Consider the following 23,041-nt stretch of genomic DNA (forward strand, 5'->3'; position numbering starts at 1 on the left):
TAAATCGTGTTTCTTCTATTATATATGTTTTACGTTATACATACCTTTAGCTATTGTAAAGTACTAAAGCTATTATAGAATCCTATTATTGCAAAAATAATATGTGACAAACTAAAATCAAGGCGTAATTTTTTCCATACCTCGACTTATTTTGTAACAATTATAGCGATATTTCATTGATTTTTACCTCATTTATATTTCTACACTACCAAAATAGTTATTTTTACATAACTACTTTTCTGTCCCAGCAGCAAAATACGCCATTTTTGTAACGGTTACGAAACAATTACGTAATAATACCGAAACATAATTAACAGATTAGAAATTGAAATACTCCTCTTTTTATGCATTGTATGCTCTAACCTCCCCTATAAACTATAAGAAAGCGCTTTTAGGATATTACTGGAATTATTACAGAATATTAATGACCCGTTACGAAACCTTTGTAATTTTATGTTTTCCGCAAATAAGAAAATAATGGTTGCTATAATGAGGTCAACGAAAACAAATGCAATGGAGGCTATTATGAAAAAATTTATGGGTATAGCAACAGCAGCGGTTTTTGGTCTTGGGATTTTCACAACATCTGCTAAAGCAGAAACAATCGTAACGACTGATGTACTAAATGTACGAGAAAACCCAACTACTGAATCAAAAGTTGTAGGAAAATTATTAGATGGATATAAAGTAAATGTTTTACATACAGAAAACGGATGGTCAAAAGTGAAATTGAATAGCGGTAAAGAAGCTTTCATTAGCGCTGACTATACAAAAGACACTTACTACGTAACAGCTAACGTATTAAACGTACGTGCTGGTGCAAACACAGACTCAGAAATTCTTGGTAAATTGAAACAAGATGATGTAATTGAAACAACACACCAAGTTGAAAATGATTGGATCCAATTTGAATATAACGGAAAAACAGCTTATGTTCATGTTCCTTACTTAACAGGTAAAGCTCCAATTAAAGTACAACCAGTAGTTAAAGCTGAAAAAACAACTAAAGTTCAAGATACAGCTAAAGTTCGTGAAGCAGCTGAAACTCAAGCAAAAGCTAAAGCTCAAGAAGCAACTAAAGCTCGTGAAGCAGCTGAAGCTCAAGCAGAAGCTAAGGCCGTGGAGGCAGCTAAAGCTCGTGAAGCAGCTAAAGCTCAAGCAGAAGCTAAGGCTCAGGCAGCAGCTGAAGCTCAAGCAGCGGCTAAAACCGAGGAGGCAGCTAAAGCTCGTGAAGCAGCTAAAGCTCAAGCAGCAGCTGAAGCTCAAGCAGCGGCTAAAGCCGAGGACGCAGCTAAAGCTCGTGAAGCAGCTAAAGCTCAAGCAGCGGCTGAAGCTCGTGAAGCAGCTAAAGCTCAAGAAGCAGCTGAAGCTCAAAAACCTGCTACACAACAACCTGTTGCAAAAGAAACTGAAACAAGTGCACCTTCATCTTCTCGTGAACTACGCGTTGTAGCAACAGCTTACACAGCAGATCCACTTGAAAATGGTTATAAAGCAGGCGACCAAGTAAAATCAGCTTTAGGTCACAACTTAACAGCTAATCCAAATATGAAACTTATTGCAGTTGACCCAAGTGTCATTCCATTAGGTTCAAAAGTATGGGTTGAAGGTTACGGAGTAGCAATCGCTGGTGATACTGGTGGAGCTATTAAAGGAAATAAAATCGACGTTTTAATGCCAGATAAAGGCACATCTAGTAACTGGGGACGTAAAACAGTTACAGTTAAAGTATTAAACTAGTTCGTATAAAAAAGAGTCAGTCTCATTATTGAGGCTGACTCTTTTTTTATGATTCTTACATTCTTTCTCCTTCACTCCCGTCCAATTCTATATACGATAGACTACCATTTCAAAAGAAAAAAGAGGATGCCACAGCATCCTCTTCTTGCACTTCTCTATTCCACACAAGTAAACTGTGTCCAAGCTCCTACATAATCTAGTAAGAATAACTCTTCTTCTGCAATTGTACCGACAATATTTTTCCGTTCATCTATCGGCATTTCTTTTAGAATGATTTGCAGTTCACCTTTATACTTTCCGAATGAGTTGTTACCTATTACAACTTGCCCTCTTTCCTGTAATACACTTTCGCGCACTGGGAAGTCATAGTCTTTGTACTTTTTACGCACTTCTGTAGAACGCACCATATATTCGGTTATGTCGCCACGTCTTACGTGTAATTCTTGCAGTGTTGCTTTCTTCTCTACTTCAGTCGCTTCGTCTACAAAGTGTACCTTTAGCTGTAACATGTAACGATTTAAGTTTCCTAGTTTCTCTAACTCTTCTTCACTCGCATAAGCATTTCCTATAATCACATCATCAATAAGCCCTGTCGCCCATAAATGTTTCGCTTGTACTTCAATCGGTAAGTTACGATGCTCTTCTAACGTACATAATCCGTCGTTAATATCCCATGGACCGATGTTAGCTGCATGTGACGTAATAAATGCTGCCGTGCGAATACCGTGTTTTTTAAAACGTTCACTACAGCGAATGAAATAATCATACGGAAGACCAGTGAATTTTTGCGGATAAAAGTTATGGCAACCAATTAAAGCTGGTTTATTCGCCTGATGCGAAAGGATATTTTCTAAGTATGCAATATCGTTACTTACGTTCAGTTCAATTTTTAAGCCGTACGGATTATTCGTCATTTTCGCTTCCGTTAAACCGTCGAAACCTAAATCTAAACGGATACCATCTGCCCCTAACTCCGCAAAGAATGATAGATCGCTATAGCTAATACCAAGTTGATCAAATACCGCTGGAGCTACATCTAAAATAACTTCCATATTATGATCTTTTGCATGATTAATAATTTCTTTAAATTCAGCTACAATCTCTTCTTTCGGACGATTCACAGATAATAGACATGTGAATATTCTTGAAAAACCGTGGCGTGCCGCTGCCGAAATATATGCCATATCTTGTTCTTTCGTTGAATGCTCTGGATAAAGTGAAATTCCTAATTTACGCTCCATGCTTTTGCATCTCCTTCACACGTTGTATTAATGCCATGCTCGTAAATCTATATTTTGCAGATAAACATGTTGCACATAAAATCGTTGGTACAATAATTACGTATGGTGATTGTAATCCTAACATTACATAGGCACCCATTGAACAACCGATAAATAAAATTGATACGAGTAGTAAAACTAATAAAGATTTACTTTGTACCCATTTTGAATAATGTGCAATACACTGCCCCGCTACGAATGTAATTAAGATGATAATTGCTCCGAGCATTTTTCTTTCTCCTCTCCTGCTACTTGTTGTTTCTCATACATTTTGAAGAACGGATAGTAAATAACGAATGAGATAACAAAGTTAACAAGTACAAGTACACCAGCCATAATTGTCCAGTCCGTACTAATAACCGCTGCAATTGGTGCTAACATCGTAAATGGCAATTTCGCCATCATTAGCGGAATCATCCCTGAAACAACTGCGAAATATGATACTGTCGTTGTCACTAACGGTGTAATAACGAATGGAATAATTAAGATTGGGTTCATTACAATTGGTGCCCCGAAAATAATCGGTTCGTTAATATTGAATAAGCCTGGCACGAATGATAATCTACCTAACTCTTTTAGGAACTTAGATTTAGAGAACATAAACATAATAACTAAAGCTAACGTTGAGCCTGATCCACCGATCCATACGAACCATTGAATAAATTGCTCTGTAAATAAGTTTGGTAATTGATGTGCATTTCCTGTAGCTGTGAATACTTCCATATTTTCAAGAATTGCTGAATCCCACATCGGACGAATGATTGGTCCTAAAATCGCAGGGCCATGTATACCGAATGACCAGAAGAACACGATTAAGAATACTGTTAATAAACCGCCGAATAAGTTATTTCCTACTAATACGGATTTTAGTGGTGCGATTAAATATGTGATTGTTGTATTTACATCAAATTTTAAACCGTAACGAATACCCCAGAATAAAAGAATAACGACTAAAGTTGGAATTAATGCTGCAAACGAATTTGAAACTGCTGGTGGTACACTATCTGGTAATTTAATCGAGATATTATGCTTAATCATAAAGTGATAAATTTCTACTGCAATTAAAGCTGTAACAATTGCTCCGAATAAAGATGTTGCACTTAATGTTCCTACTGAAATGTATCTACCTGCATCAATAACACCTGGTACAGCTTTCGTAATTTGAATTGGTTCAACTGATGCTAGTAAAAAGGCAAGTACAGATAACAATCCTGCACTTAACTGATTGAGCTGATAAAAATTCGCGAGTGAAGCTCCTACCCCAAATGCTGCGTATAACGCCATTAAACCTACTGTAAATCGGAATGGAATATCTAAAATATGGCGAAACGGTGCAATCCACTCCATATATGCATCAATTGGTAAATTTAAAAAGATAACGAAAAATGATCCGACAATCGTTAACGGCAATGTAGAAATAACTCCGTTTCGAATTGCTAATAAATGTCGTTGTCCTGCAATCTTTTGCGTTGTTGGCATAATTTTTCGTTCCATAAAACTCATAAAACCATTCATCAATACCCCTCCTCTTTCTCTTTACTACGAAAGAACGAAATAAAGTTATAACATTATAATGTTTATATTTTAAAAAATATAATTATGCTAAAACTAATTGTTCTGCTTGTTTCAATACTTTTAAACCGTCACACATGCCATAATCTCGTTGCTCTATAATTGCAACCGGTATATCGTATGAGTTCGCAAGAAACTCTACAGCTGGAAACAAATACTTCACCTGTGGTCCGATTAAAACAACATCAGCATTTTTTATCTCCAGTTTCACAAGTTCTGAATCAACTGCTTTAATTTTATAATTCTTCCCCTGTTTCATTGCCTCTTCTTGCATTTTTCTTACAACCATACTCGTTGACATGCCTGCTGCACAACATAATAAAATGTACATCTTATACTGTCACTTTCTCTTCTACTCGTTTATGAAGAGTAATAAATTCTTCAGCAAGTTCTTTCACTGTAATTGCATTCATTAAATGATCTTGTGCATGCACTAACAGTAAACTGATTTCTGCATGATTTCCTCTTGCTTCTTCTTGAATTAAGTCTGTTTGAATGCGATGAGCTGCTGAAATTTCCTCACTAGCAAGTGTCATCTTTTCACTCGCATTCTCAAAATCTCCTTGTCTTGCAAAAGCAATTGCTTCCAGTGACGCGCTTCTCGCGTTGCCACCATGTAAAATTAACGCAAATGGAGTTTGCATATCAGTCATTTTAAATTCCCCCAAGCTATCTTTTTTCTATATTGTTATCTTATTATGAAAACGCATACAATTAAACATAAAAAACTTCCGTTGTGTAACGGAAGTTTTTACATACTTTTCTTATAACGATAATAATATCTCTTGAAAATCTTCAATCGCTTTAGCCTGAGCTAATTTCTCCATCGTATTTTGACTAGACATAATATCATATAAAAAATCATACAGCTTTTGTAAATCCTCATTATTATTACGCTTTACACTAAATAGAATGATAACTTGTACTTTCTTATCTCCCCAGTCAACCGCTTTATCAAGTGTACAAAACATCAAAAATGTTTTCTCACTTAATAACTGCATCGGATGAGGAATCGCAACTAAATTCCCAACCGCTGTAGGAGATGTATTCTCTCTTTCTATAACAGAATCATAAAAGTGTTCTGGTACATAGTTTTTCTCAGCGGCTTTCTCACATAAAAATTGGATAACTTCTTCTTTCGTAGAAGCGCTATGATTTAAAAAGATTAAATCTTCCTTTATATATTGCTGCACACTAGTATTCACATGCGTAAACAATTGCTGACCGATTAACTTAATCTCTTTATCATCAAATATTGAGTTCACTTTTATAACTGGAATAGGCAAGCCACTCGGTATATGAATCGTACTAATAATACAATCTATTTTATCTTTATAAAGGTCCTCCACTTTCAATTGATAATAACCTGTAATTCCCACAATCTCTAATTTATCTCGGAACTGTGATAAAATTTTATATTTTAATAGCTGGGCGCTGCCTTGACCAGTCGCACAAACTAATAAACATCTTTTCTTTTGATTCTCTTCCTGTAAACGGCTCATCGCTCCGCCGAAGTGAATCGCAATATAACCAATTTCACTTTCCGGAATCGACTCTCCCGTATATTCACCAATTATATCTCCAACGAGAACCGCAATTTCAAAAGCATACGGATAATTCTTTTTCACTTCTGCCAATAGAGGATTTCTCGTATTTAACTTATACTTCAAACGGTTTAATAACGTTTTTAAATGAACACCAAATCCAAATAATAATTCTTCATCATAATAAAAAATAAGATTCCGTTCTTCCGCTACTTTAAAAAGAATATGTTGCATGAATGCATATAGATCTTTCCCTAATAATTCTTCCACATTTTCATAACGATCTTTTGCTGTAACAGCAGTACTTAATAAGTGCATTGTCACATATAAAACTTCTTCTTCTGGAAATGAAAGATGTAACGCTTTCTCTAAATCCCCTAAAATCTCTTTCGCAATTTTATATTCTTTCTTTATGATAAGTTCAGCTTGCTCCGCATTTAGCCCTTTCATATAATGTTGATCGTCACAACGCTTTAACGCGATCGCAATATGAATGACTAAATTATCAACTTCTATATCTGATAAATATATCGTTCCTCCTTCAATATACTTTAATATAACCGAACGGATAAGCGGTATATGAGGTAACGATACATATGTATTACTTTGCTCAAATTGCTCATGAAACGGAGTATGGTCATAACGCGGTAAACCATATTGTGATAAACAAGAACGAATATTGAACTCCTCTCCCACAATACGTATACCATAATACGGTCTCTTTTCAATTTGTAATTTATAGCGACCACATATATCTGTCACATCTTTCATAATTAAATTTACAGTCGATTTACTTACATAAATCTCCTCTGCTAACTGTGAAAGCTTCACATACCCATCTGTCGTTAAAATACGTTGCAGAATGTACGCTATCCTTTCTTCATAAGAAGTTGGGATCTTTTCCGTCTGTTTTTGAAATAGATTCACGCAAAATTCTTCAAACTTCTTCGTTTGTATAATTTCTAGTTCGTATCCAGTCCCTCTTTGCGATTCAATTTTCGCTCCGTTTTCTTCCAATATATCATTCAATAACTTTATATCTTTTTGAATCGTCTTCGTTGATACATGTAAACGGCTCGCTAAAAAAGCTCGATTTAACATCGATTTCTCTTCTAAAAACTCCTCTAAAATAGAAACTAATCGCTGATGCACTTTTGTCATAGCTCTTCCTCTCACAATTTATATATAAAAAGGAAAAAGCTGCTGAGGTCAGTAGTTTTTTCCTTTTTTATTTAATCTATTTCTTTAATGTAAACCCGAATTTATCCCATGCTTGTAAATAATCTAATAAGAAAATTTCTTCTTTTACAATTCGGCCAACTACATTTGTTTTTCCTGTGTTCACCATATCTTTTAAAGCAATTTGTAACTCACCTTTATATTGACCATACTGTTCATTATCAATTAAAAGATCACCGCGTTTAATTTCGCGTGTATTATGTGGTTTGAACTCTTCTTTCTTATACTTCACACGACTTTGTGTCGAGCGAATCATATATTCAGATACATCTCCGCGATAAAAATGCGGTTCCTCTAATACAATAATTTTTTCTAATTTTGTTGTTGTATCGTATAACTCTATATCAAAAGTTTGTTTTTCTTTATTCAATGCACCTAGTGCTTGTAATTCTTCTTCTGATGCATACGCGTTCGCAATAATAACATCATCAATTAATTCTGTCGCAAATAAATGCTTCGCTTGTGTTGTCATCGGTAATTCACGATGCTGCTCTAACGTACATAAGCCTTCTGTTACTGGCCAAGGTCCGTATGTTGCATCAAATGATGAAATAAACGCAGCCGTTCTCATACCGTAATCTTTAAATTGTTTCGAGCATTTAATGAAATGATCGTATGATAATCCTGAATAACGATGTGGATAAAAATTATGGCAACCAATTAAATTTTCACGGTTTGGTCTATGGCTCATGATGTTATCTACATATTTCGTACCATTACTCATATTAATTTCAATTTTTAAGCCGTATGGATTGTAAGTCATTATTGATTCTTCTAAGCCAGAGAAACCGACATCTAAACGAATACCGTACGCTCCTAGCTCATGGAAGAACGATAAATCATTATATGAAATACCTAATTGTGTAAAGACAGATGGACTAATATCAACTAATACTTGGAACCCTAATGCATTTGCATGAGAGATCGTTTCTTTAAACTCTTCTATAATTTTCTCTTTTTCTCCATCTACAGACAATAAGCATGTGAATACACGATTAAATCCGTATTTACTTGCTAATGTTAAATATTCCTTATCTTTCTCTACTGTTGAATGTTCTGGATAAATAGAAATACCTAATCGTCTCATATGTACACGCCTCTTTCTTCATTGTTTTGTAAACCTTTTCAAATATATGTAGTGAAAAAGTATATATCCCCTTCTCATTCACTACTTTTTGAATCCGCTTTCTTTAAAGAAAAAACAATTTCTATCATTCATAACAACTACAAGTCTATACATCTATACTTTACATCTTTTTTTCATAGTTGTGTAGCTTTTACACAAATTTGTCAGTTTTTTCACTGCAAAAATTGTTATACGTTTTCAAGGCACCTTCCTTGACTGTTACATTGACCAATACATATACTCGAAAGAACAGAGAAATTTTATATAGGGGATGAATATATGGGAGAAGCAATACTCGTAAAACGAGAACCATTATGGACAAAAGAGTTTGTTGCTTTAATTCTAGCAAACTTATGTATGTTTTTAGGATTTCAAATGTTAATTCCTACGTTACCTGTTTATGTGAAAGAAATTGGCGGCACAAGTTCCAATATCGGATTTGTTGTCGGTATGTTTACCGTGGCGGCACTTTTTGTTAGACCGCTAACTGGAAATGCCTTGCAAAAGTTCAACAAAAAAATCATTTTAATGATCGGTACTGCTATTTGTTTACTCGCTATGGGCAGTTATCTTTTCGCTTCAACCGTCTTCCTATTGCTTGCCGTTCGAATTTTACACGGAGCTGGTTTTGGTATTACAACGACTACATATGGGACTGTCGTTTCAGATTTAATTCCGCAAGCTCGCCGCGGTGAAGGTATGGGATATTTCGGCCTTTCTGGAACGATTGCAATGGCGCTTGGTCCACTTATCGGACTTTGGCTGATGCAAACATATAACTTCACAATTCTTTTTTTATGTGCACTTTCCTGTACAGTAGTTTCATTAATATTAACGAAACTACTTCAAATCAAAAAATCGCCGCAACCACCACAGCAAACATCTGGTACCTTCCTCGATGGATTTATCGAGCGCAAAGCTTTACTTCCTTCATTATTAATATTATGTATTACATTAATGTACGGAGGAATCGGGAGCTTTATTACATTATTCGCTACGGAAGTCGGAATTGCTGATATTAGCCTCTTCTTCTTATTTAATGCACTGGCAATCGCTGTCACTCGTCCGTTTTCTGGGAAGTTATACGATGCGAAAGGTCATACATTCGTTATCATTCCAGGAGTTATTATTACGTTTGTAGGTATTATTTTATTGTCGTATACAACTACCATTCCGAGTCTAATCATCGCAGCGGCATGTTACGGAAGTGGTTTTGGAGCGATTCAACCTGCACTACAAGCATGGATGATTGACCGAGTAGCACCGCACCGACGAGGAGTCGCAACAGCTACATTCTTCTCAGCATTTGACCTTGGAATTGGCGCTGGCGCAATTATTTTTGGATTCATTGCACATTTTACAAACTACGCAACTGTATATCGCTATTCCTCTCTACTCCTTATTGCATTCCTGTTCATTTACATCACAAGTATAAGAAAGCAAAAGTATGGAGATAAAAACAGAGAAAAAGCTGCTGGATAATTCAGTAGCTTTTTTTATGTGCAAAAACGGGATGAGTAACGAGAAATAAATTAATAAAATCATTTTTCTACATATTTTTTTAACTTTCATCAAAAAATATACGATGAACTCGCAGACGCTTTCCTTCATATTCAACTAAACAATACTATTCTAAAAAGTGTGATTTCTTTACAAAAAACACTGTCTATATAGGGGTTAAACCAATTAAATCCAGCTGTTTCTTTAAAGATTTGTAAACTTTTTATCCCTTTGTAAATTTAGTGTAAATTTTACTAGTAAACCGTTTACAGTCCCTCAAGGTTTAGTTAATAATTACATCGTACATGAAATTTAAGGAGTGGAATGCGTGGAATACAATATTCAAGATATGATCTTCCAGTTCATTGGTGGATTAGGTATTTTCTTATTCGGTATTAAATACATGGGCGATGGACTGCAACAAGCAGCTGGAGATCGTCTTCGCGATATTCTAGATCGCTTTACAACAAACCCACTTATGGGTGTACTAGCAGGTATGTTAGTTACAGTATTAATCCAATCAAGTTCAGGAACAACCGCTTTAACAGTCGGACTTGTAAGTGCCGGATTTATGACATTAAGACAAGCAATCGGTGTTATTATGGGTGCGAACATCGGAACGACAGTTACTGCATTTATTATCGGAATTAAAATCGGAGAATACGCACTTCCAATTATGGCAGTTGGAGCTATCTTACTATTCTTCTTTAAAAATAAAAAAGTACATTCTTTCGGACAAGTTATATTCGGTTTTGGTATGTTATTCTTCGGTTTAGAATTAATGAGCACAGGTATGAAGCCTCTTCGCTCTTTAGAATCATTCCAAGAATTAATGATTAGCATGAGTGATAATCCAATTTTAGGTATCGTTGTTGGTACAGTGTTCACTTTAATTGTACAAAGTTCAAGCGCAACAATCGGTATTTTACAAGAACTATTCGGTCAAGGCGCAATCGATTTAAAAGCTTCGCTTCCTGTATTGTTCGGTGATAACATAGGTACAACAATTACAGCTGTATTAGCAGCAATCGGTACTTCAATTGCCGCAAGACGTGCAGCATTAGTTCACGTTATCTTTAATATCGTCGGGACAGTTGTCTTTACAATTTTATTAATACCTTTTACGAATTTAATTCAATATTTCCAAACGTCATTAAACTTAAATCCAGAAATGACAATTGCATTTGCACACGGAACATTTAACGTAACGAATACACTAATACAATTCCCATTCATTGCTGTATTAGCATGGATTGTAACGAAAATTATTCGTGGTGAAGATTCTGCTATCGATTTCAAACCACAACATTTAAACCCAATCTTTATTGAGCAATCTCCAGCTATTGCCTTAACAGAAGCTCAAAAAGAAATCATCCGTATGGCTGAGTTTTCATTAAATGGATTAAAAGAAGCAAACCAGTTCTTAAATACACAAGACAAAAAGCACGCTGATATGGCTACTCAATTAGAGGGCGCTATTAACAATTTAGATAAAAAAATTATCGAGTATTTAGTCTTACTATCAGAAAAACCACTTTCACCAACAGACTCCGAAAAACATTCAGTTCTAGCAGGTGTCGTTGGAGATATTGAACGTGTCGGTGATCATGTAGAAAACCTTGTAGAACTTGTAGATTTCCAAATTTCAAACCGTGTTTCACTATCAGACGAAGCACTAGCTGAATTAAATGAAATGCTTGAGTTAACAATTTCAACATTACAAGATGCAATCAATGCTTTGACTAACTTCGACACTGAACTAGCGCAAACGGTTATTGCAAAAGAACGTAAAATTGACCAAATGGAACGTGTTCTTCGTAAACGTCACGTATTACGTCTAAACGAACGTAGCTGTTCAGGTGATGCAAGTATCATCTATGTTGATATGGTAAGCAACTTAGAGCGTATTGGTGATCACGCTGTAAATATTGCCGATGGTGTTTTAGGTGAACAAGGTAAAATCAATTTAAAACAATCATTATAATAAAAAAGAGACGCTAACTTAAGCGTCTCTTTTTTCATTTCATATTTACAACCGTTCTTCCTTTTAACTTTCCTTGCAATATAAGTGTAAACTTCTCATCTAACTCTTCTAATGTACATTCTTCTGTATAAGATAGTAACTCATTATTTTTCCATTCACTTGCTAAGAGCGTCCACACATCTCTTCTCACATCCACTGGGCATTGCACAGAATCTATCCCTAATAGGCTTATACCTCGCAAAATAAACGGATATACCGTTGTTTGTAATTCCTGACCTGCCACATTACCGCATGTCGTTACACAACCACCATACTTTACTGTTTTTAAAGCGGTTTCTAGCATATTTCCACCTACAGTATCGATAACCCCGGCGTATATCCCTTTTAACATTGGTCTTCCTGATTCATCATTCAACTCCGTACGATGAATCACTTTTTTCGCTCCTAGACGTAGTAGCATCTCTTTCTCTTCCATTTTCCCTGTCGCTCCTACTACGTTAAATCCTACCTTACTTAAAATACTAACAGCTACACTCCCCACGCCGCCTGTGGCACCCGTTACTAACACATCTCCCATATTAGGCGTGATGCCTGCTCCAATAAGCTTATATACTGATAAAGCAGCTGTAAAACCTGCTGTCCCGTACATCATACTTTCCTTTAATGACATTCCCTCTGGTAAAGAGATGATCCAAGATGCTGGCACGCGAATATACTCTCCGAAACCACCAGAAGTATTCATCCCTAAATCATATCCCGTTACAATAACTTGGTCTCCTACCTTAATGGTTTCATCTGCACTACTCACAACCACTCCTGCTGCATCAATCCCTGGCGTATGAGGGTATGTTCTCGTAACACCTTTATTACCCGTGGCTGAAAGAGCATCTTTATAATTTAATGAAGAATAATGAACCTGTATTAATACGTCTCCCTCAGATAAACTACTTACTTCTCTCTCTACAACGTTTCTTACAAACTGCTTACTTTCTGTTTCGTTCACAACGATTGCTCGGAATGATGTATGATTCATTATGCTCTCTCCTTTATCCGTAAATTTCTTCTTTATTATATAGAAGAAATAAGTAAACCTACTCATTTCTTCTTGGCTATATTTCAACAAATCTTACTTCTCTATTACTTTCTCACAATACATATTTTCATTTCTACTAAAACAACTTATACTTATTCTACATCTCAAAAATAAAATATAAAAAATCTGACTTTTTATAAATATATTGAATTTTTACGAAATGTAAATGATTTGTAATGTTTTTTTTCGTCAAATTTCATTATAATAAGTGGATATGAGTGTCGTATTTCAATCCAAATGAAGGAGTACAAGAAATGGAGCAAAACCCATCTTTGCAAGAAAATACACGCAGTAAACCGAAAAAAGGTAAGAAAAAAACAAAAATTATTATAAGCGTTATTCTATTCTTTTTAATAATAGGTGGCGGTTATACTTGGTTTTTAGTAAATAAAGCATCTTCTGCTGTTCGAAATGCCGCACACGATTTAGCACGCGGTGATAAATCTGATTTACGTGATAAAGCTGTAAAACCTATCGCAAATAACGTCTCTGTCTTAGTCATGGGTGTTGATGAAAGCGATGTCCGCGGGAAAGAATATGGTGAAGCTATAAGAACGGATGCACTATTACTTGCAACGTTTAATAAAGATAGCAAAACTGTAAAACTATTAAGCATTCCACGAGATACATATACTTATATTCCAGTGGAAAAGAAAAAAGATAAAATTACACACGCTCATGCATACGGTTCTACTAAAAACGGAAAAGATGGTGGACCACAAGCAAGTATTGATGCAGTTGAAAAATTAATGAATGTTCCTGTCGATTACTTTGTAAAGTTTAACTTCAAATCATTTATGAAAATTGTCGATGATTTAGGCGGCATTGAAGTCGATGTACCAGTTGAATTTACTGAACAAGATAGCAATGATAATGCTGATGCAATTCATCTGAAAAAAGGTGTTCAAAAGCTAAATAGTGAAGAAGCTCTTGCTCTTGCTAGAACGCGCCACATCGATAGTGATGCAATGCGTGGACAACGTCAACAACTCGTTATTGAAGCAATTTTAAAGAAACTAACAAGCGTTGGATCTGTAACAAAAGTTGGTAACATCATTGATGATATTAACGGACAATTCGTTACTAACTTAACATTCGATGATATGCTTTCATTCTACAAGTACGGATCGGACTCGGAAATTGAGAAATTACAAATTCAAGGTGAAGACTGCTATATGGAAAAAGGTGACGATACATGTAGCAAATCTGCTGGTGGCGGCCGAACGTATTACTACAATCCAGATAAAAAAGAATTAGCAAAAGTTACAAACGATCTTCGTGCTCACCTTGGATTACCTGCATATACAAAAACAGACTCTGATTCGAAGAAAACAAGCACAGAGAAAACAAAAGAATCTAAGTCCGAAAATTCAAGTGAACGCGAATCAAGTAACAACGAATCTAAAAATAAGAATAAAAATAGCAGTGAAGACACAGAAACATCGTCTAACGACAATGAATAAAAAAGGAGCAGTTCTCTATGGAGGTAGAGTACTGCTTCTTTTTTATTTATCCGAAACTAAAAATCAGAACTTTCTAACTATCTTTTTTAATATTTTTAAATTATAATAAATAGTAGCAATCTATTCCAATTATCAGGGGGCTCATACATATGAAAGCTGCAGTAAAACATAACATCTCAGATTTTAAAGACTACTTAAAATCCAACGATATATACATGGAAGAAAATATAGATGAAAATGATGGTTCTGTTCATTTTTCAGTAGGATTAGAGACAGAAGCTGGCGCAAAAATTCAACTAATCGCTGCTTTCCAAAACGAACATCCTACTGTAGATATATACTGCTTCAATGTTGCTCACGTACCTGATGCAACATCAACAAATGATATTTTGCACGTTATCAATGAATTAAACACATCTTATCGATTTGCAAAATTCACATTAAATAAGCAAAATGCAATTGATATTTCAGCATCACTTGCATTCTCAGAACCAAACTTTAATCCAGCACTTGTCTTTGAACATACGAGAATGCTATATAAATTAGCAAATGACGAATATAAAAACTTAATGAAAGTTATTTGGGCGTAAATCAGCCTGCACCAATCGGGCGTTTACTACCTTCAAATAGCGAGATAAATAAAAGGATGGGCTGCAAGCAGCCCATCCTTTTATTTCGATATCATATCAATCCACATCTTAACAGCAGTACCTACAATCAAAATCGATAACATATATTGCAGTGCTTTTTGATTGATCCTCTTCCCAACTCGCGCTCCAAGCGGCGCAGCAAAGATACTTGCAATCGCAATAATGAGAGCTGGAATTACAACTACTTGCCCAGTTATCACTTTTCCAGTCGTAATCCCTACTGAGGAAATAAACGTAATAGCAATAGATGTCGCTATTGTTGTACGTATCGGCAATTTTAAAATCACTAACATAATCGGTACTAATAAGAAAGAACCGCCAGCACCTATAATGCCTGATGCTCCGCCTACAATAAACGCTAGCGAACTTGCTAACCATTTATTATATTTCACTTTATCACCAATATTTCGCTTCGGTACGAACATCATAATAGCAGCAATTGTTGCTAACGCTGCATAAACAACATTGACCGTATGTTCCTCTAATACATTAGCACCAAAACTCCCTATGAAACTTCCTGCTAATATACTAGCTCCCATATACACAACTAGCGTTTTATCCATATCATTACTTTTCCGATAGGCCCATGCCCCTGCAAAAGTTGCAAAGAATACTTGCACTGCTGTAATACCACTCACTTCATGTGACGTATAGCCAGTAAATCCTAGCAATACCGGAATGTATAGGATCATCGGATAATTAATAATCGCACCGCCAATTCCAACCATTCCTGATATAAACGATCCTATAAACCCAATTATAAAAAGTAATACGACTAAACTCACCTTATATCCCCCGCCTTCTAAAAAGAAGGTGATTTAAATGAATAAGTTCACATTCCCATCCGAAGCATCTGCTAAATATGCTCCTACTCCTGCAAACTCTACCCCTTCCATAATCTCTTCCTCTTTTAACCCTAATAAATCTACCGTCATTTGACAAGCGACAAGTTTAATCCCCTGTTCTTTCGCCAAATCCATTAAATCTGGTAAAGGCATCGCATTATGTTTTTTCATAATACCTTTAATCATCTTTGGTCCCATACCGGCAAAATTCATTTTTGATAATCCCATCTTATCCGCACCACGCGGCATCATTTTTCCAAATACTTTTTCTATGAACGTTTTCTTTACCTTCACATGTTCATCTTTCCTTAAAGCATTTAAGCCCCAAAAAGTATGAAAAATAGTCACATCTTGATCATACGCCGCTGCACCATTTGCAATAATATAAGCAGCCATCGCTTTATCATAATCTCCGCTAAATAAAACAATTGTTGTTTTCTTCTGTTGTTCCATGCTGTTCTCCCTCCGATTACCTGTAGGGGTATTTATCTGTTTATAAAAAGGCTCAAATCACTTACTTCACTATATGATTTTACCTTCCCACGCTAACATACCACCTGCCATATTGATTGCTTGAAAACCGTAGCTCTCTAAAAGCTGAACTGCTCGTGCACTTCTTCCGCCAGAACGACAAACGATAATATATTCTTTGTTTTTATCCAACTCATGCATTCGAAACTCTAATAGTCCTAGTGGAATGTTACTTGCTTCTGGAATTTTCCCCTCGGCTACTTCTTCTACTTCACGTACGTCTACGATATTTACTGCTTCTTTACGCAACAATTTTTCTTCTAATTCTTTTACTGTCATTTCTTTCATTTTTAATTCCCTCCTCACAAACCGTTCATACCACCTGAAACATTGATAACGTGCTGAAACCCTAATTTCTTTAATACCTTTGCTGCTTGCTTACTTCTCATCCCGCTCTGGCAAATAACGATTACTTCCTTATTTTTATCTAACTGATTTGCTTTACTCGCTAACTCATTTAGTGGGATATTTTGAAACCCTTTCATATGATTCCCTCTATACTCACCTACTGTACGCACATCTATAAATTGTTTTCCCTTTTTTCCCGCTATACTCTTTAATTCTTTTCCACTTATATTTTGAACACCTTTTACCGGTAAAAAACGTGAAATAACAAATCCTGCAGCCAGTACAATAAAGAGCGTACTTAATATTGTATTCATATAACCAACCTCTCTACATTTATGAAACTACTACGCCTTCTTAATCCAAAACTTCAGCACATCAGCTTCTTCTACATGCTTTACGATGTCATGACCACCTTTATTTGCCCACGCTGGAATATCCTTAACTGACCCTTTATCCGTTACATGTACTTCTAACACTTCTCCAGTTTGTAAAGTATCCATCGCTTTCTTCGTTCTTACAATCGGCATCGGACATGCTAAACCTTTCGCATCTAATACTTGTTTTACATTCATCATCTATTCCTCCATTTTTTATTTGTTTATTTCATTATTCATGAACTGCACAACGGTTTGGACCAATCTCCATTTCACGCTCTTCGTCTTGACTTGGATTTAATCGCCCCATATTTGTTTGGCGAATTTCTTGATATGCATTCGGCTGAGGTGGTAAATTCTCTGTTACCACTTTACGAAACTCTCCCTCATCCTCAATATTTAGCCCTGCATTATACGTAAATAAATCTTTTAACTTTGCGCTCACAACACCATTCTCATCCATTTCACTTATTTTTGAATAATGAGCTGGTAACACAACTAAGTTTTGAGATAGTTCTTTATATCGGCTATACAAAGTAGTACGTAAATCACTTACCCAATCTTCAGCTTTCCCAGCAAGGTCTGGACGCCCGATGGAATCTACAAATAAAATATCGCCTGATAATAAATGGGAATCATCTACAATAAATGACGTACTTCCAATCGTATGCCCTGGTGAGTATAATGCGTCAATTTCAATTTTAGTACCCCCCACCGTAATAACAGATCCTTCAACGAGTGGTTTATATGAGAACACAACTTCCTCCGCATCTTTTGGCGGCAACCAATACGTACCACCTACTTTTTCCGCTAACTTACGTCCGCCAGAAATATGGTCTGCATGTAAATGTGTATCCATTACATTCGTAATCGTAACACCATGCTCTTTCGCAAACTCTTCATACGCTTCAACTGTTCTTACTGCATCAATAACTGCTGCTTCACCGTTTGAAATAACCATATATGATAAGCAACCTTTTCCAAGACGGTTAAACTGATACATACTTCCGCCATCTTTTAAATCTCCCACTTTTATAGGCTTTACATATTCACTCCAAGCCTTCATACCACCAGATAAATAATAAATATTTTCTAATCCAGCCTCTGTTAATTGCTCTGCCACAAATATAGAAGACCCTTCTTTTGCACATACTACTAAAACATCTTTATCTTTAGGTAGTTCACTGGCAATATGATCTACACCCTCTAATAAATCAAAGTACGGCACATTCATTGAAGTAACTTCTTTTCCTTCAATTTTCCAATCTTCATAATCCGCCTCATTACGAACATCTAAAATAAATAACTCCCCGAATAAAACTTTCTCTGCAACATCTTTTGCTTGTAATGCTTTAACATCCATCTAATTACCCCCATAGGTATATTTTCATTTGGAAAATTAAAACCCGCTTCACTGATTAAAGTTTCACTTTATTTTTCCACATTCCCTTGCCACTCTAACATGCCTGGAATGATATTTTTCACATTTGCATAGCCTTTCTCTTTCAACATGTGGCAAGCTACATCACTACGGTTACCAGTTCGACAAACAACATAAATTTGCTTCGTCTGATCTAACGCTGCACTGTCTAATTCTCCTAAAGGCATGGAAACAGCCGATGGAATATGACCAAAAGCGAATTCCGCCGCTTCACGAACATCTACTACAATACACTCTTCACCACTTAATAATATCTCTTCCAATTCCGAATTCGTAATTGTATGAGGATATTTCACTATTTCATTCATTTCATGCTCATTTGCTTTTCTAACGTAATGCATCAATACATCACCTACTTGTTTCTTCCCTATATATTGATGACCTACTTTACTCGCCCAACTTTGTATATCTACAGTAGACCCTTTATCTGTTGCCTGAACTTCAATCACTTGCCCTGACGTCAACCCTTCCATCGCCTTCTTCGTCTTTACAATCGGCATCGGACAAGCCAAACCTTTACAATCTAGATTCATATCCACTTTTATACTCATATTCGATTCCTCCATAACTTATATACATATACCTGTAGGGGTATATTAAAATGTTTTTGAAAATCTGTCAACACTTATGTTTGACAGATTATCGGCTTTTTACAAGTAATTGAACAGCTTCTTTAATTAACTCTTCATTTGAACCATTACCGCTTTCAAACTGCTCACGCAAACATTGCTCTAAATTTGTCCCAACAACAAGTCCAATTGTACGATCAAGTGCAGAACGAGATGCCGTTAACTGTGTAATAACCTCTCGGCAATCTTTTCCTTCTTCCATCATACGAAGTACACCACGAACTTGACCTTCAATACGTTTCAATCTATTTTTCATATCTTGATTATATTCCATTCTATAGTCACCTCATTACCATTATGTCACTATTTATAGCTTATGACAACATATTATACCCTGCGGGGTATTTTGTAAACCCCTATTTTTAATGTTTATCTTATATGTGCGTAAAACAAGAAGTGAAACCTTACTATATAGGCTTTCATCTTCCACCAAATTTTGAAGTGGAAGATGAAAAAATATTAATATACAATACGTTCTGGTAATACTGTCCCATACAATTTAAAGCCACCATCTACATTCTTTACCTTATATCCTTTTTCCATTAACATGCGTGATGCAACATACCCTCTCATACCAAGTTGGCAAGTAATATATATTTCTTTATCTACCGGCACTTCATCCAAACGATCACGTAATTCATCTAACGGAATATTAATAGAGCCTGTCATCATTCCTTGTTTGAGTTCATTAGGCTCTCGAACATCAATAAGATATCCACCATTTTCAACAATACGATCTATTTCATGCCATTGTACTGTTTCCACAAAACCATCTACTATATTACTTGCTGCATACCCTACCATGTTTACTGGGTCTTTTGCAGAAGAATACGGCGGAGCATATGATAATTCTAAATCTGGCAAATCGATTACAGTTAAATTTGCCTTCATTGCCGTTGCAATAACATCAATACGCTTATCTACACCATCACGCCCTAACGCCTGTGCTCCATACATTTTCCCGCTATCTTTATTAAAAATTAATTTTATTAGCACTGGCGTAGCATTCGGATAGTATCCAGCATGAGAATTCGCCTGTACATGTACTACCTCATAGGGTATATTTAATCGTTTTAATATCTTCTCATTTACTCCCGTCACAGCAACTGTTAAATCAAAAACTTTAGCTATAGAGGTTCCCATCGTACCTTTATATAAAGAATCTGTATGACCATGAATAATATCTGCTAACATGCGACCTTGACGATTAGCTGGCCACGCTAAAGGAATCATCGTTTCTGTTTCTGTAACAAAATCCTTTACTTCAATTGCATCACCAATTGCATATATATGTGGGTCTGATGTTTGAAAACTCTCATTTACCTTTATCGTTCCTCTAACTCCTAGTGCTAACCCTGCATCCTTCGCTAAACTGCTCTCTGGTTGCACACCAATTGCTAAAATAATCAAATCTGTCTTTATGATTGAGCCACTTTTTAAACGTACAACAGTCCCGTTCTCTTCTAATGCATCTACACCATCTTCAAAAACAAGCTCAACATTGTGCTTTTTCAAATGCTCATGTACATATGCTGCCATTTCATAATCGATTGGTGGCATTACTTGATTTGCCATCTCTACAAGAGTAACATCAATTCCTCGTTCTCTTAAGTTTTCAACCATTTCAACTCCAATAAATCCACCACCAATAACCGTCGCATGACGTGGTTTCTTTTCATCAATATACGCTTTAATACGATCTGTATCAGGTACATTTCGTAACGTAAACAACGCCTTCGCTTCTTCAATACCGGGAATAGGTGGAACAATTGGTTTTGCCCCTGGTGAAAGAATTAAAACATCATATTCCTCGTTATATGTTTCATTTGTAGTTACATTCTTTATAGTAATTGTTTTCTCTTCTTTATTAATCTTTACTACTTCACTCAATACACGTATATCTAGATTAAAACGCTTTGACATTCTTTCAACAGTTTGTACTAATAACTTTTGTCTTTCTGTAATAACACCGCCAATGTAGTATGGTAAGCCACAATTTGCAAATGAAATATATTCACCGCGCTCCACCATAATAATTTCATCTTCTTCACTTAAACGACGAAGCCTTGCAGCTACTGATGCCCCGCCCGCAACTCCACCTACTACTACAATTTTTTTAGACATATTTCAAACCTCCATATGATTTATTTTCTCAATGTATCAAAAATAAAACTCATACCCGTATGGGTATATAATAAAATATAAAAAAAGCATTTTCAATATATATGTCTTTCTTTCACAAATTTGAAACAAATAAAAAAGAACTTAGACTTCTCCAAGTTCTTTACAAACGAAGCAACACATCGTTCCATTGTCATACTTCCTATAATCTCTTTGTAAAACTATAATCCATTTCCCCGCCTAGTGCTGCAGCTGTATCACCAGTTTCTCTAAAATCATGTGTATATATTTTTTCAAATAAACCGAAATCTACTTGCTTATAAAATTCAAAACAAGGGAATCCATCATGCTCTCCTTGAACATCTATACTACCATCCTTTTTCACACATACATGTAATACATAATCTACAGGAGGTGCATATATATTTAATGGATTACTTGCGCTCGCACTCATTTTAAATTGCACACTATCAGAATTCCATACGATATTCGTACACACAATATTTTCAGTACTCGCTTTTCCTGTTCTTTTATTCACAGAACCATCTGGATTCATAACCTTCTCTGTCGTAATACCTGTGTTCGCATATGAAAACACTTCTTCTTTATAAAAATCCACTACTACCTCTTGCTCAACTCTAGAGCGCATAGTATTTACCGCATGCGGTGTAAATTCACGTGAATCACCTTCGAATTGTATTACTTTCCCTGTTTGTACATCCTTCTGTGGTTCTGTCCAAAACATTGGAATAAATACGTTAGCTCTAATTTTTACGATATTAGTCATAAGAAATACCTCTATAATTCTAATTTTATATACTGCATTATTTAATAAAAAACACCATTTCAGTCACATAATTAAAATCTTTCTCTTTTACGTTGGCTACTTCCTTCTTACAAATGATGCTATATTTATAGCTAGATTTTCGTTTTAAAGCTATATTCCATTTCTCCAGCTAGTGCTGCTGGGGTATCATTCGTTTCTCTGAAATCATGTGTATATATTTTTTCAAATGAACCAAAATCTATTTGTTTATAAAATTCATAGCAAGGGAAACCATCATGTAAACCTTCAACATGCACAATACCACTTGTATTAACTCTTATAACCAAAAAATAATCTGCTGCGGGTGCCGCCGCATTTAACGGATTACTTGCACTTGCTCTCATTTCAAATGAAACCTCATCCTCCGCCCATACGATATTAGTACATACAATGTTTTCTGTACTTGTTTCTCCTTTTTGATACTCAATTGATCCATCTGAATTTGTAATTTTCACAGTAACGATACAAGCATCTACATATGAGAAAATTTCTCTTTTATAAAAATCAACAATTACTTCTTGTTCTAATCTTGAACGCTTTGTATTTACAGCGTACGGTGTAAATTCACGTGCATCTCCGGCGTATTCAAAAACTCTTCCTGTTGCAGCGTCCTTAATAGGCTTCAGCAACGCATACGGTGCAAATACACTCCCTCTAATTTTTACGATATTAACCATATGAAACCTCCGTTAATTCTATTTATATAAATCATTATTTGTACTATACAGGATATAG

General features: G+C 35.6%; 24 protein-coding genes. 5 read left to right on the forward strand and 19 right to left on the reverse strand.

Features of this window, described 5'->3' with window-relative positions; all coding sequences use genetic code 11:
- The first annotated feature begins 402 nt into the window (after positions 1 to 402).
- Positions 403 to 1,740 (forward strand): cell wall-binding protein EntC, encoded by a 1,338-nt coding sequence (entC, locus tag K5S59_RS19135; RefSeq protein ID WP_220784079.1) that lies wholly within the window; start codon positions 403 to 405, stop codon positions 1,738 to 1,740.
- A gap of 155 nt (positions 1,741 to 1,895) precedes the next feature.
- Here the strand turns inward: entC and K5S59_RS19140 are convergent, their stop codons facing one another.
- The 7 genes from K5S59_RS19140 to K5S59_RS19170 form a co-directional block, all read right to left on the reverse strand.
- A complete protein-coding gene (locus K5S59_RS19140) occupies positions 1,896 to 2,981 on the reverse strand; it encodes a DUF871 domain-containing protein (protein WP_000440086.1) in 1,086 nt (361 codons plus the stop codon).
- Positions 2,971 to 3,249 (reverse strand): hypothetical protein, encoded by a 279-nt coding sequence (locus K5S59_RS19145; RefSeq protein ID WP_000900031.1) that lies wholly within the window; start codon positions 3,247 to 3,249, stop codon positions 2,971 to 2,973. The genes K5S59_RS19140 and K5S59_RS19145 overlap by 11 nt, the downstream gene beginning before the upstream one ends.
- The gene (locus tag K5S59_RS19150; RefSeq protein WP_120449523.1) at positions 3,225 to 4,535 is read right to left on the reverse strand and encodes a PTS sugar transporter subunit IIC; all 1,311 of its coding nucleotides are present in this window, start codon (positions 4,533 to 4,535) and stop codon (positions 3,225 to 3,227) included. Before K5S59_RS19150 ends, K5S59_RS19145 begins: the two co-directional genes overlap by 25 nt.
- A gap of 82 nt (positions 4,536 to 4,617) precedes the next feature.
- Positions 4,618 to 4,923 carry a PTS sugar transporter subunit IIB gene (locus K5S59_RS19155; protein ID WP_120449520.1) on the reverse strand — a complete coding sequence of 102 codons (306 nt, stop codon included), beginning with the start codon at positions 4,921 to 4,923 and terminating at the stop codon, positions 4,618 to 4,620.
- Between the two features lies 1 nt (position 4,924).
- The gene (locus K5S59_RS19160; RefSeq protein ID WP_000131338.1) at positions 4,925 to 5,245 is read right to left on the reverse strand and encodes a PTS lactose/cellobiose transporter subunit IIA; all 321 of its coding nucleotides are present in this window, start codon (positions 5,243 to 5,245) and stop codon (positions 4,925 to 4,927) included.
- Positions 5,246 to 5,356: 111 nt separating this feature from the next.
- Positions 5,357 to 7,297 (reverse strand): BglG family transcription antiterminator, encoded by a 1,941-nt coding sequence (locus K5S59_RS19165; protein WP_120449518.1) that lies wholly within the window; start codon positions 7,295 to 7,297, stop codon positions 5,357 to 5,359.
- A gap of 76 nt (positions 7,298 to 7,373) precedes the next feature.
- Positions 7,374 to 8,462, reverse strand: a complete 1,089-nt coding sequence (locus tag K5S59_RS19170; RefSeq protein WP_001253332.1) for a DUF871 domain-containing protein — start codon at positions 8,460 to 8,462, stop codon at positions 7,374 to 7,376.
- A gap of 318 nt (positions 8,463 to 8,780) precedes the next feature.
- Between K5S59_RS19170 and K5S59_RS19175 the strand changes: the two genes are divergently transcribed.
- Both K5S59_RS19175 and K5S59_RS19180 read left to right on the forward strand, forming a co-directional pair.
- Positions 8,781 to 9,983, forward strand: coding sequence for an MFS transporter (locus K5S59_RS19175; RefSeq protein ID WP_000503259.1), 1,203 nt, complete (start codon positions 8,781 to 8,783; stop codon positions 9,981 to 9,983).
- 346 nt (positions 9,984 to 10,329) lie between these two features.
- On the forward strand, positions 10,330 to 11,985 hold the full coding sequence (locus K5S59_RS19180) for a Na/Pi cotransporter family protein (protein ID WP_000456186.1): 1,656 nt from the start codon (positions 10,330 to 10,332) through the stop codon (positions 11,983 to 11,985).
- A 34-nt stretch (positions 11,986 to 12,019) separates the two neighbouring features.
- Here K5S59_RS19180 and K5S59_RS19185 read toward each other — a convergent pair whose 3' ends face one another.
- A complete protein-coding gene (locus K5S59_RS19185; protein ID WP_098872166.1) occupies positions 12,020 to 13,018 on the reverse strand; it encodes a YhdH/YhfP family quinone oxidoreductase in 999 nt (332 codons plus the stop codon).
- A gap of 314 nt (positions 13,019 to 13,332) precedes the next feature.
- Between K5S59_RS19185 and K5S59_RS19190 the strand changes: the two genes are divergently transcribed.
- Both K5S59_RS19190 and K5S59_RS19195 read left to right on the forward strand, forming a co-directional pair.
- Entirely contained in the window at positions 13,333 to 14,541 is a 1,209-nt protein-coding gene (locus tag K5S59_RS19190) for an LCP family protein (RefSeq protein ID WP_000437405.1), read from the forward strand.
- Positions 14,542 to 14,690: 149 nt separating this feature from the next.
- Positions 14,691 to 15,131 carry a hypothetical protein gene (locus tag K5S59_RS19195; RefSeq protein WP_000642361.1) on the forward strand — a complete coding sequence of 147 codons (441 nt, stop codon included), beginning with the start codon at positions 14,691 to 14,693 and terminating at the stop codon, positions 15,129 to 15,131.
- Between the two features lie 80 nt (positions 15,132 to 15,211).
- Here K5S59_RS19195 and K5S59_RS19200 read toward each other — a convergent pair whose 3' ends face one another.
- The 11 genes from K5S59_RS19200 to K5S59_RS19250 all read right to left on the reverse strand — a co-directional run bounded on the left by K5S59_RS19200 (position 15,212) and on the right by K5S59_RS19250 (position 22,983).
- Entirely contained in the window at positions 15,212 to 15,976 is a 765-nt protein-coding gene (locus K5S59_RS19200) for a sulfite exporter TauE/SafE family protein (RefSeq protein ID WP_000060738.1), read from the reverse strand.
- Positions 15,977 to 16,009: 33 nt separating this feature from the next.
- Positions 16,010 to 16,489 (reverse strand): DsrE/DsrF/DrsH-like family protein, encoded by a 480-nt coding sequence (locus K5S59_RS19205; RefSeq protein ID WP_120449516.1) that lies wholly within the window; start codon positions 16,487 to 16,489, stop codon positions 16,010 to 16,012.
- A 69-nt stretch (positions 16,490 to 16,558) separates the two neighbouring features.
- Entirely contained in the window at positions 16,559 to 16,855 is a 297-nt protein-coding gene (locus tag K5S59_RS19210) for a rhodanese-like domain-containing protein (RefSeq protein WP_120449514.1), read from the reverse strand.
- Positions 16,856 to 16,869: 14 nt separating this feature from the next.
- A complete protein-coding gene (locus tag K5S59_RS19215; RefSeq protein WP_001092310.1) occupies positions 16,870 to 17,229 on the reverse strand; it encodes a rhodanese-like domain-containing protein in 360 nt (119 codons plus the stop codon).
- A gap of 30 nt (positions 17,230 to 17,259) precedes the next feature.
- Positions 17,260 to 17,490, reverse strand: coding sequence for a sulfurtransferase TusA family protein (locus K5S59_RS19220; protein ID WP_002070570.1), 231 nt, complete (start codon positions 17,488 to 17,490; stop codon positions 17,260 to 17,262).
- Positions 17,491 to 17,521: 31 nt separating this feature from the next.
- Positions 17,522 to 18,652 (reverse strand): MBL fold metallo-hydrolase, encoded by a 1,131-nt coding sequence (locus K5S59_RS19225; protein ID WP_098258419.1) that lies wholly within the window; start codon positions 18,650 to 18,652, stop codon positions 17,522 to 17,524.
- A gap of 68 nt (positions 18,653 to 18,720) precedes the next feature.
- On the reverse strand, positions 18,721 to 19,281 hold the full coding sequence (locus K5S59_RS19230; RefSeq protein ID WP_220784078.1) for a sulfurtransferase TusA family protein: 561 nt from the start codon (positions 19,279 to 19,281) through the stop codon (positions 18,721 to 18,723).
- 88 nt (positions 19,282 to 19,369) lie between these two features.
- Positions 19,370 to 19,633, reverse strand: a complete 264-nt coding sequence (locus tag K5S59_RS19235) for a metal-sensitive transcriptional regulator (RefSeq protein WP_000456206.1) — start codon at positions 19,631 to 19,633, stop codon at positions 19,370 to 19,372.
- A gap of 185 nt (positions 19,634 to 19,818) precedes the next feature.
- Positions 19,819 to 21,483: a CoA-disulfide reductase gene (gene cdr, locus K5S59_RS19240; RefSeq protein WP_098258417.1), complete on the reverse strand. Its 1,665-nt coding sequence runs from the start codon at positions 21,481 to 21,483 to the stop codon at positions 19,819 to 19,821.
- 199 nt (positions 21,484 to 21,682) lie between these two features.
- Positions 21,683 to 22,267, reverse strand: coding sequence for a DUF3238 domain-containing protein (locus K5S59_RS19245; RefSeq protein ID WP_098258416.1), 585 nt, complete (start codon positions 22,265 to 22,267; stop codon positions 21,683 to 21,685).
- 131 nt (positions 22,268 to 22,398) lie between these two features.
- Positions 22,399 to 22,983: a DUF3238 domain-containing protein gene (locus K5S59_RS19250; protein WP_000247256.1), complete on the reverse strand. Its 585-nt coding sequence runs from the start codon at positions 22,981 to 22,983 to the stop codon at positions 22,399 to 22,401.
- Between the last annotated feature and the right edge of the window lie 58 nt (positions 22,984 to 23,041).

The organism is Bacillus sp. BML-BC051, assembly GCF_019656175.1.
Lineage (GTDB): Bacteria > Bacillota > Bacilli > Bacillales > Bacillaceae_G > Bacillus_A > Bacillus_A mobilis.

Coding starts and splice junctions, on each gene's coding strand:
- K5S59_RS19250 (WP_000247256.1), bottom strand. CDS start 22,983: ATGGTTAATATCGTAAAAATTAGAGGGAGTGTATTTGCACCGTATGCG.
- K5S59_RS19145 (WP_000900031.1), bottom strand. CDS start 3,249: ATGCTCGGAGCAATTATCATCTTAATTACATTCGTAGCGGGGCAGTGT.
- K5S59_RS19190 (WP_000437405.1), top strand. CDS start 13,333: ATGGAGCAAAACCCATCTTTGCAAGAAAATACACGCAGTAAACCGAAA.
- K5S59_RS19235 (WP_000456206.1), bottom strand. CDS start 19,633: ATGGAATATAATCAAGATATGAAAAATAGATTGAAACGTATTGAAGGT.
- K5S59_RS19225 (WP_098258419.1), bottom strand. CDS start 18,652: ATGGATGTTAAAGCATTACAAGCAAAAGATGTTGCAGAGAAAGTTTTA.
- K5S59_RS19150 (WP_120449523.1), bottom strand. CDS start 4,535: ATGAATGGTTTTATGAGTTTTATGGAACGAAAAATTATGCCAACAACG.
- K5S59_RS19175 (WP_000503259.1), top strand. CDS start 8,781: ATGGGAGAAGCAATACTCGTAAAACGAGAACCATTATGGACAAAAGAG.
- K5S59_RS19155 (WP_120449520.1), bottom strand. CDS start 4,923: ATGTACATTTTATTATGTTGTGCAGCAGGCATGTCAACGAGTATGGTT.
- K5S59_RS19210 (WP_120449514.1), bottom strand. CDS start 16,855: ATGAAAGAAATGACAGTAAAAGAATTAGAAGAAAAATTGTTGCGTAAA.
- K5S59_RS19230 (WP_220784078.1), bottom strand. CDS start 19,281: ATGAGTATAAAAGTGGATATGAATCTAGATTGTAAAGGTTTGGCTTGT.
- K5S59_RS19185 (WP_098872166.1), bottom strand. CDS start 13,018: ATGAATCATACATCATTCCGAGCAATCGTTGTGAACGAAACAGAAAGT.
- K5S59_RS19245 (WP_098258416.1), bottom strand. CDS start 22,267: ATGACTAATATCGTAAAAATTAGAGCTAACGTATTTATTCCAATGTTT.
- K5S59_RS19140 (WP_000440086.1), bottom strand. CDS start 2,981: ATGGAGCGTAAATTAGGAATTTCACTTTATCCAGAGCATTCAACGAAA.
- K5S59_RS19160 (WP_000131338.1), bottom strand. CDS start 5,245: ATGACTGATATGCAAACTCCATTTGCGTTAATTTTACATGGTGGCAAC.
- K5S59_RS19165 (WP_120449518.1), bottom strand. CDS start 7,297: ATGACAAAAGTGCATCAGCGATTAGTTTCTATTTTAGAGGAGTTTTTA.
- K5S59_RS19195 (WP_000642361.1), top strand. CDS start 14,691: ATGAAAGCTGCAGTAAAACATAACATCTCAGATTTTAAAGACTACTTA.
- K5S59_RS19220 (WP_002070570.1), bottom strand. CDS start 17,490: ATGATGAATGTAAAACAAGTATTAGATGCGAAAGGTTTAGCATGTCCG.
- K5S59_RS19205 (WP_120449516.1), bottom strand. CDS start 16,489: ATGGAACAACAGAAGAAAACAACAATTGTTTTATTTAGCGGAGATTAT.
- K5S59_RS19215 (WP_001092310.1), bottom strand. CDS start 17,229: ATGAATACAATATTAAGTACGCTCTTTATTGTACTGGCTGCAGGATTT.
- K5S59_RS19170 (WP_001253332.1), bottom strand. CDS start 8,462: ATGAGACGATTAGGTATTTCTATTTATCCAGAACATTCAACAGTAGAG.
- cdr (WP_098258417.1), bottom strand. CDS start 21,483: ATGTCTAAAAAAATTGTAGTAGTAGGTGGAGTTGCGGGCGGGGCATCA.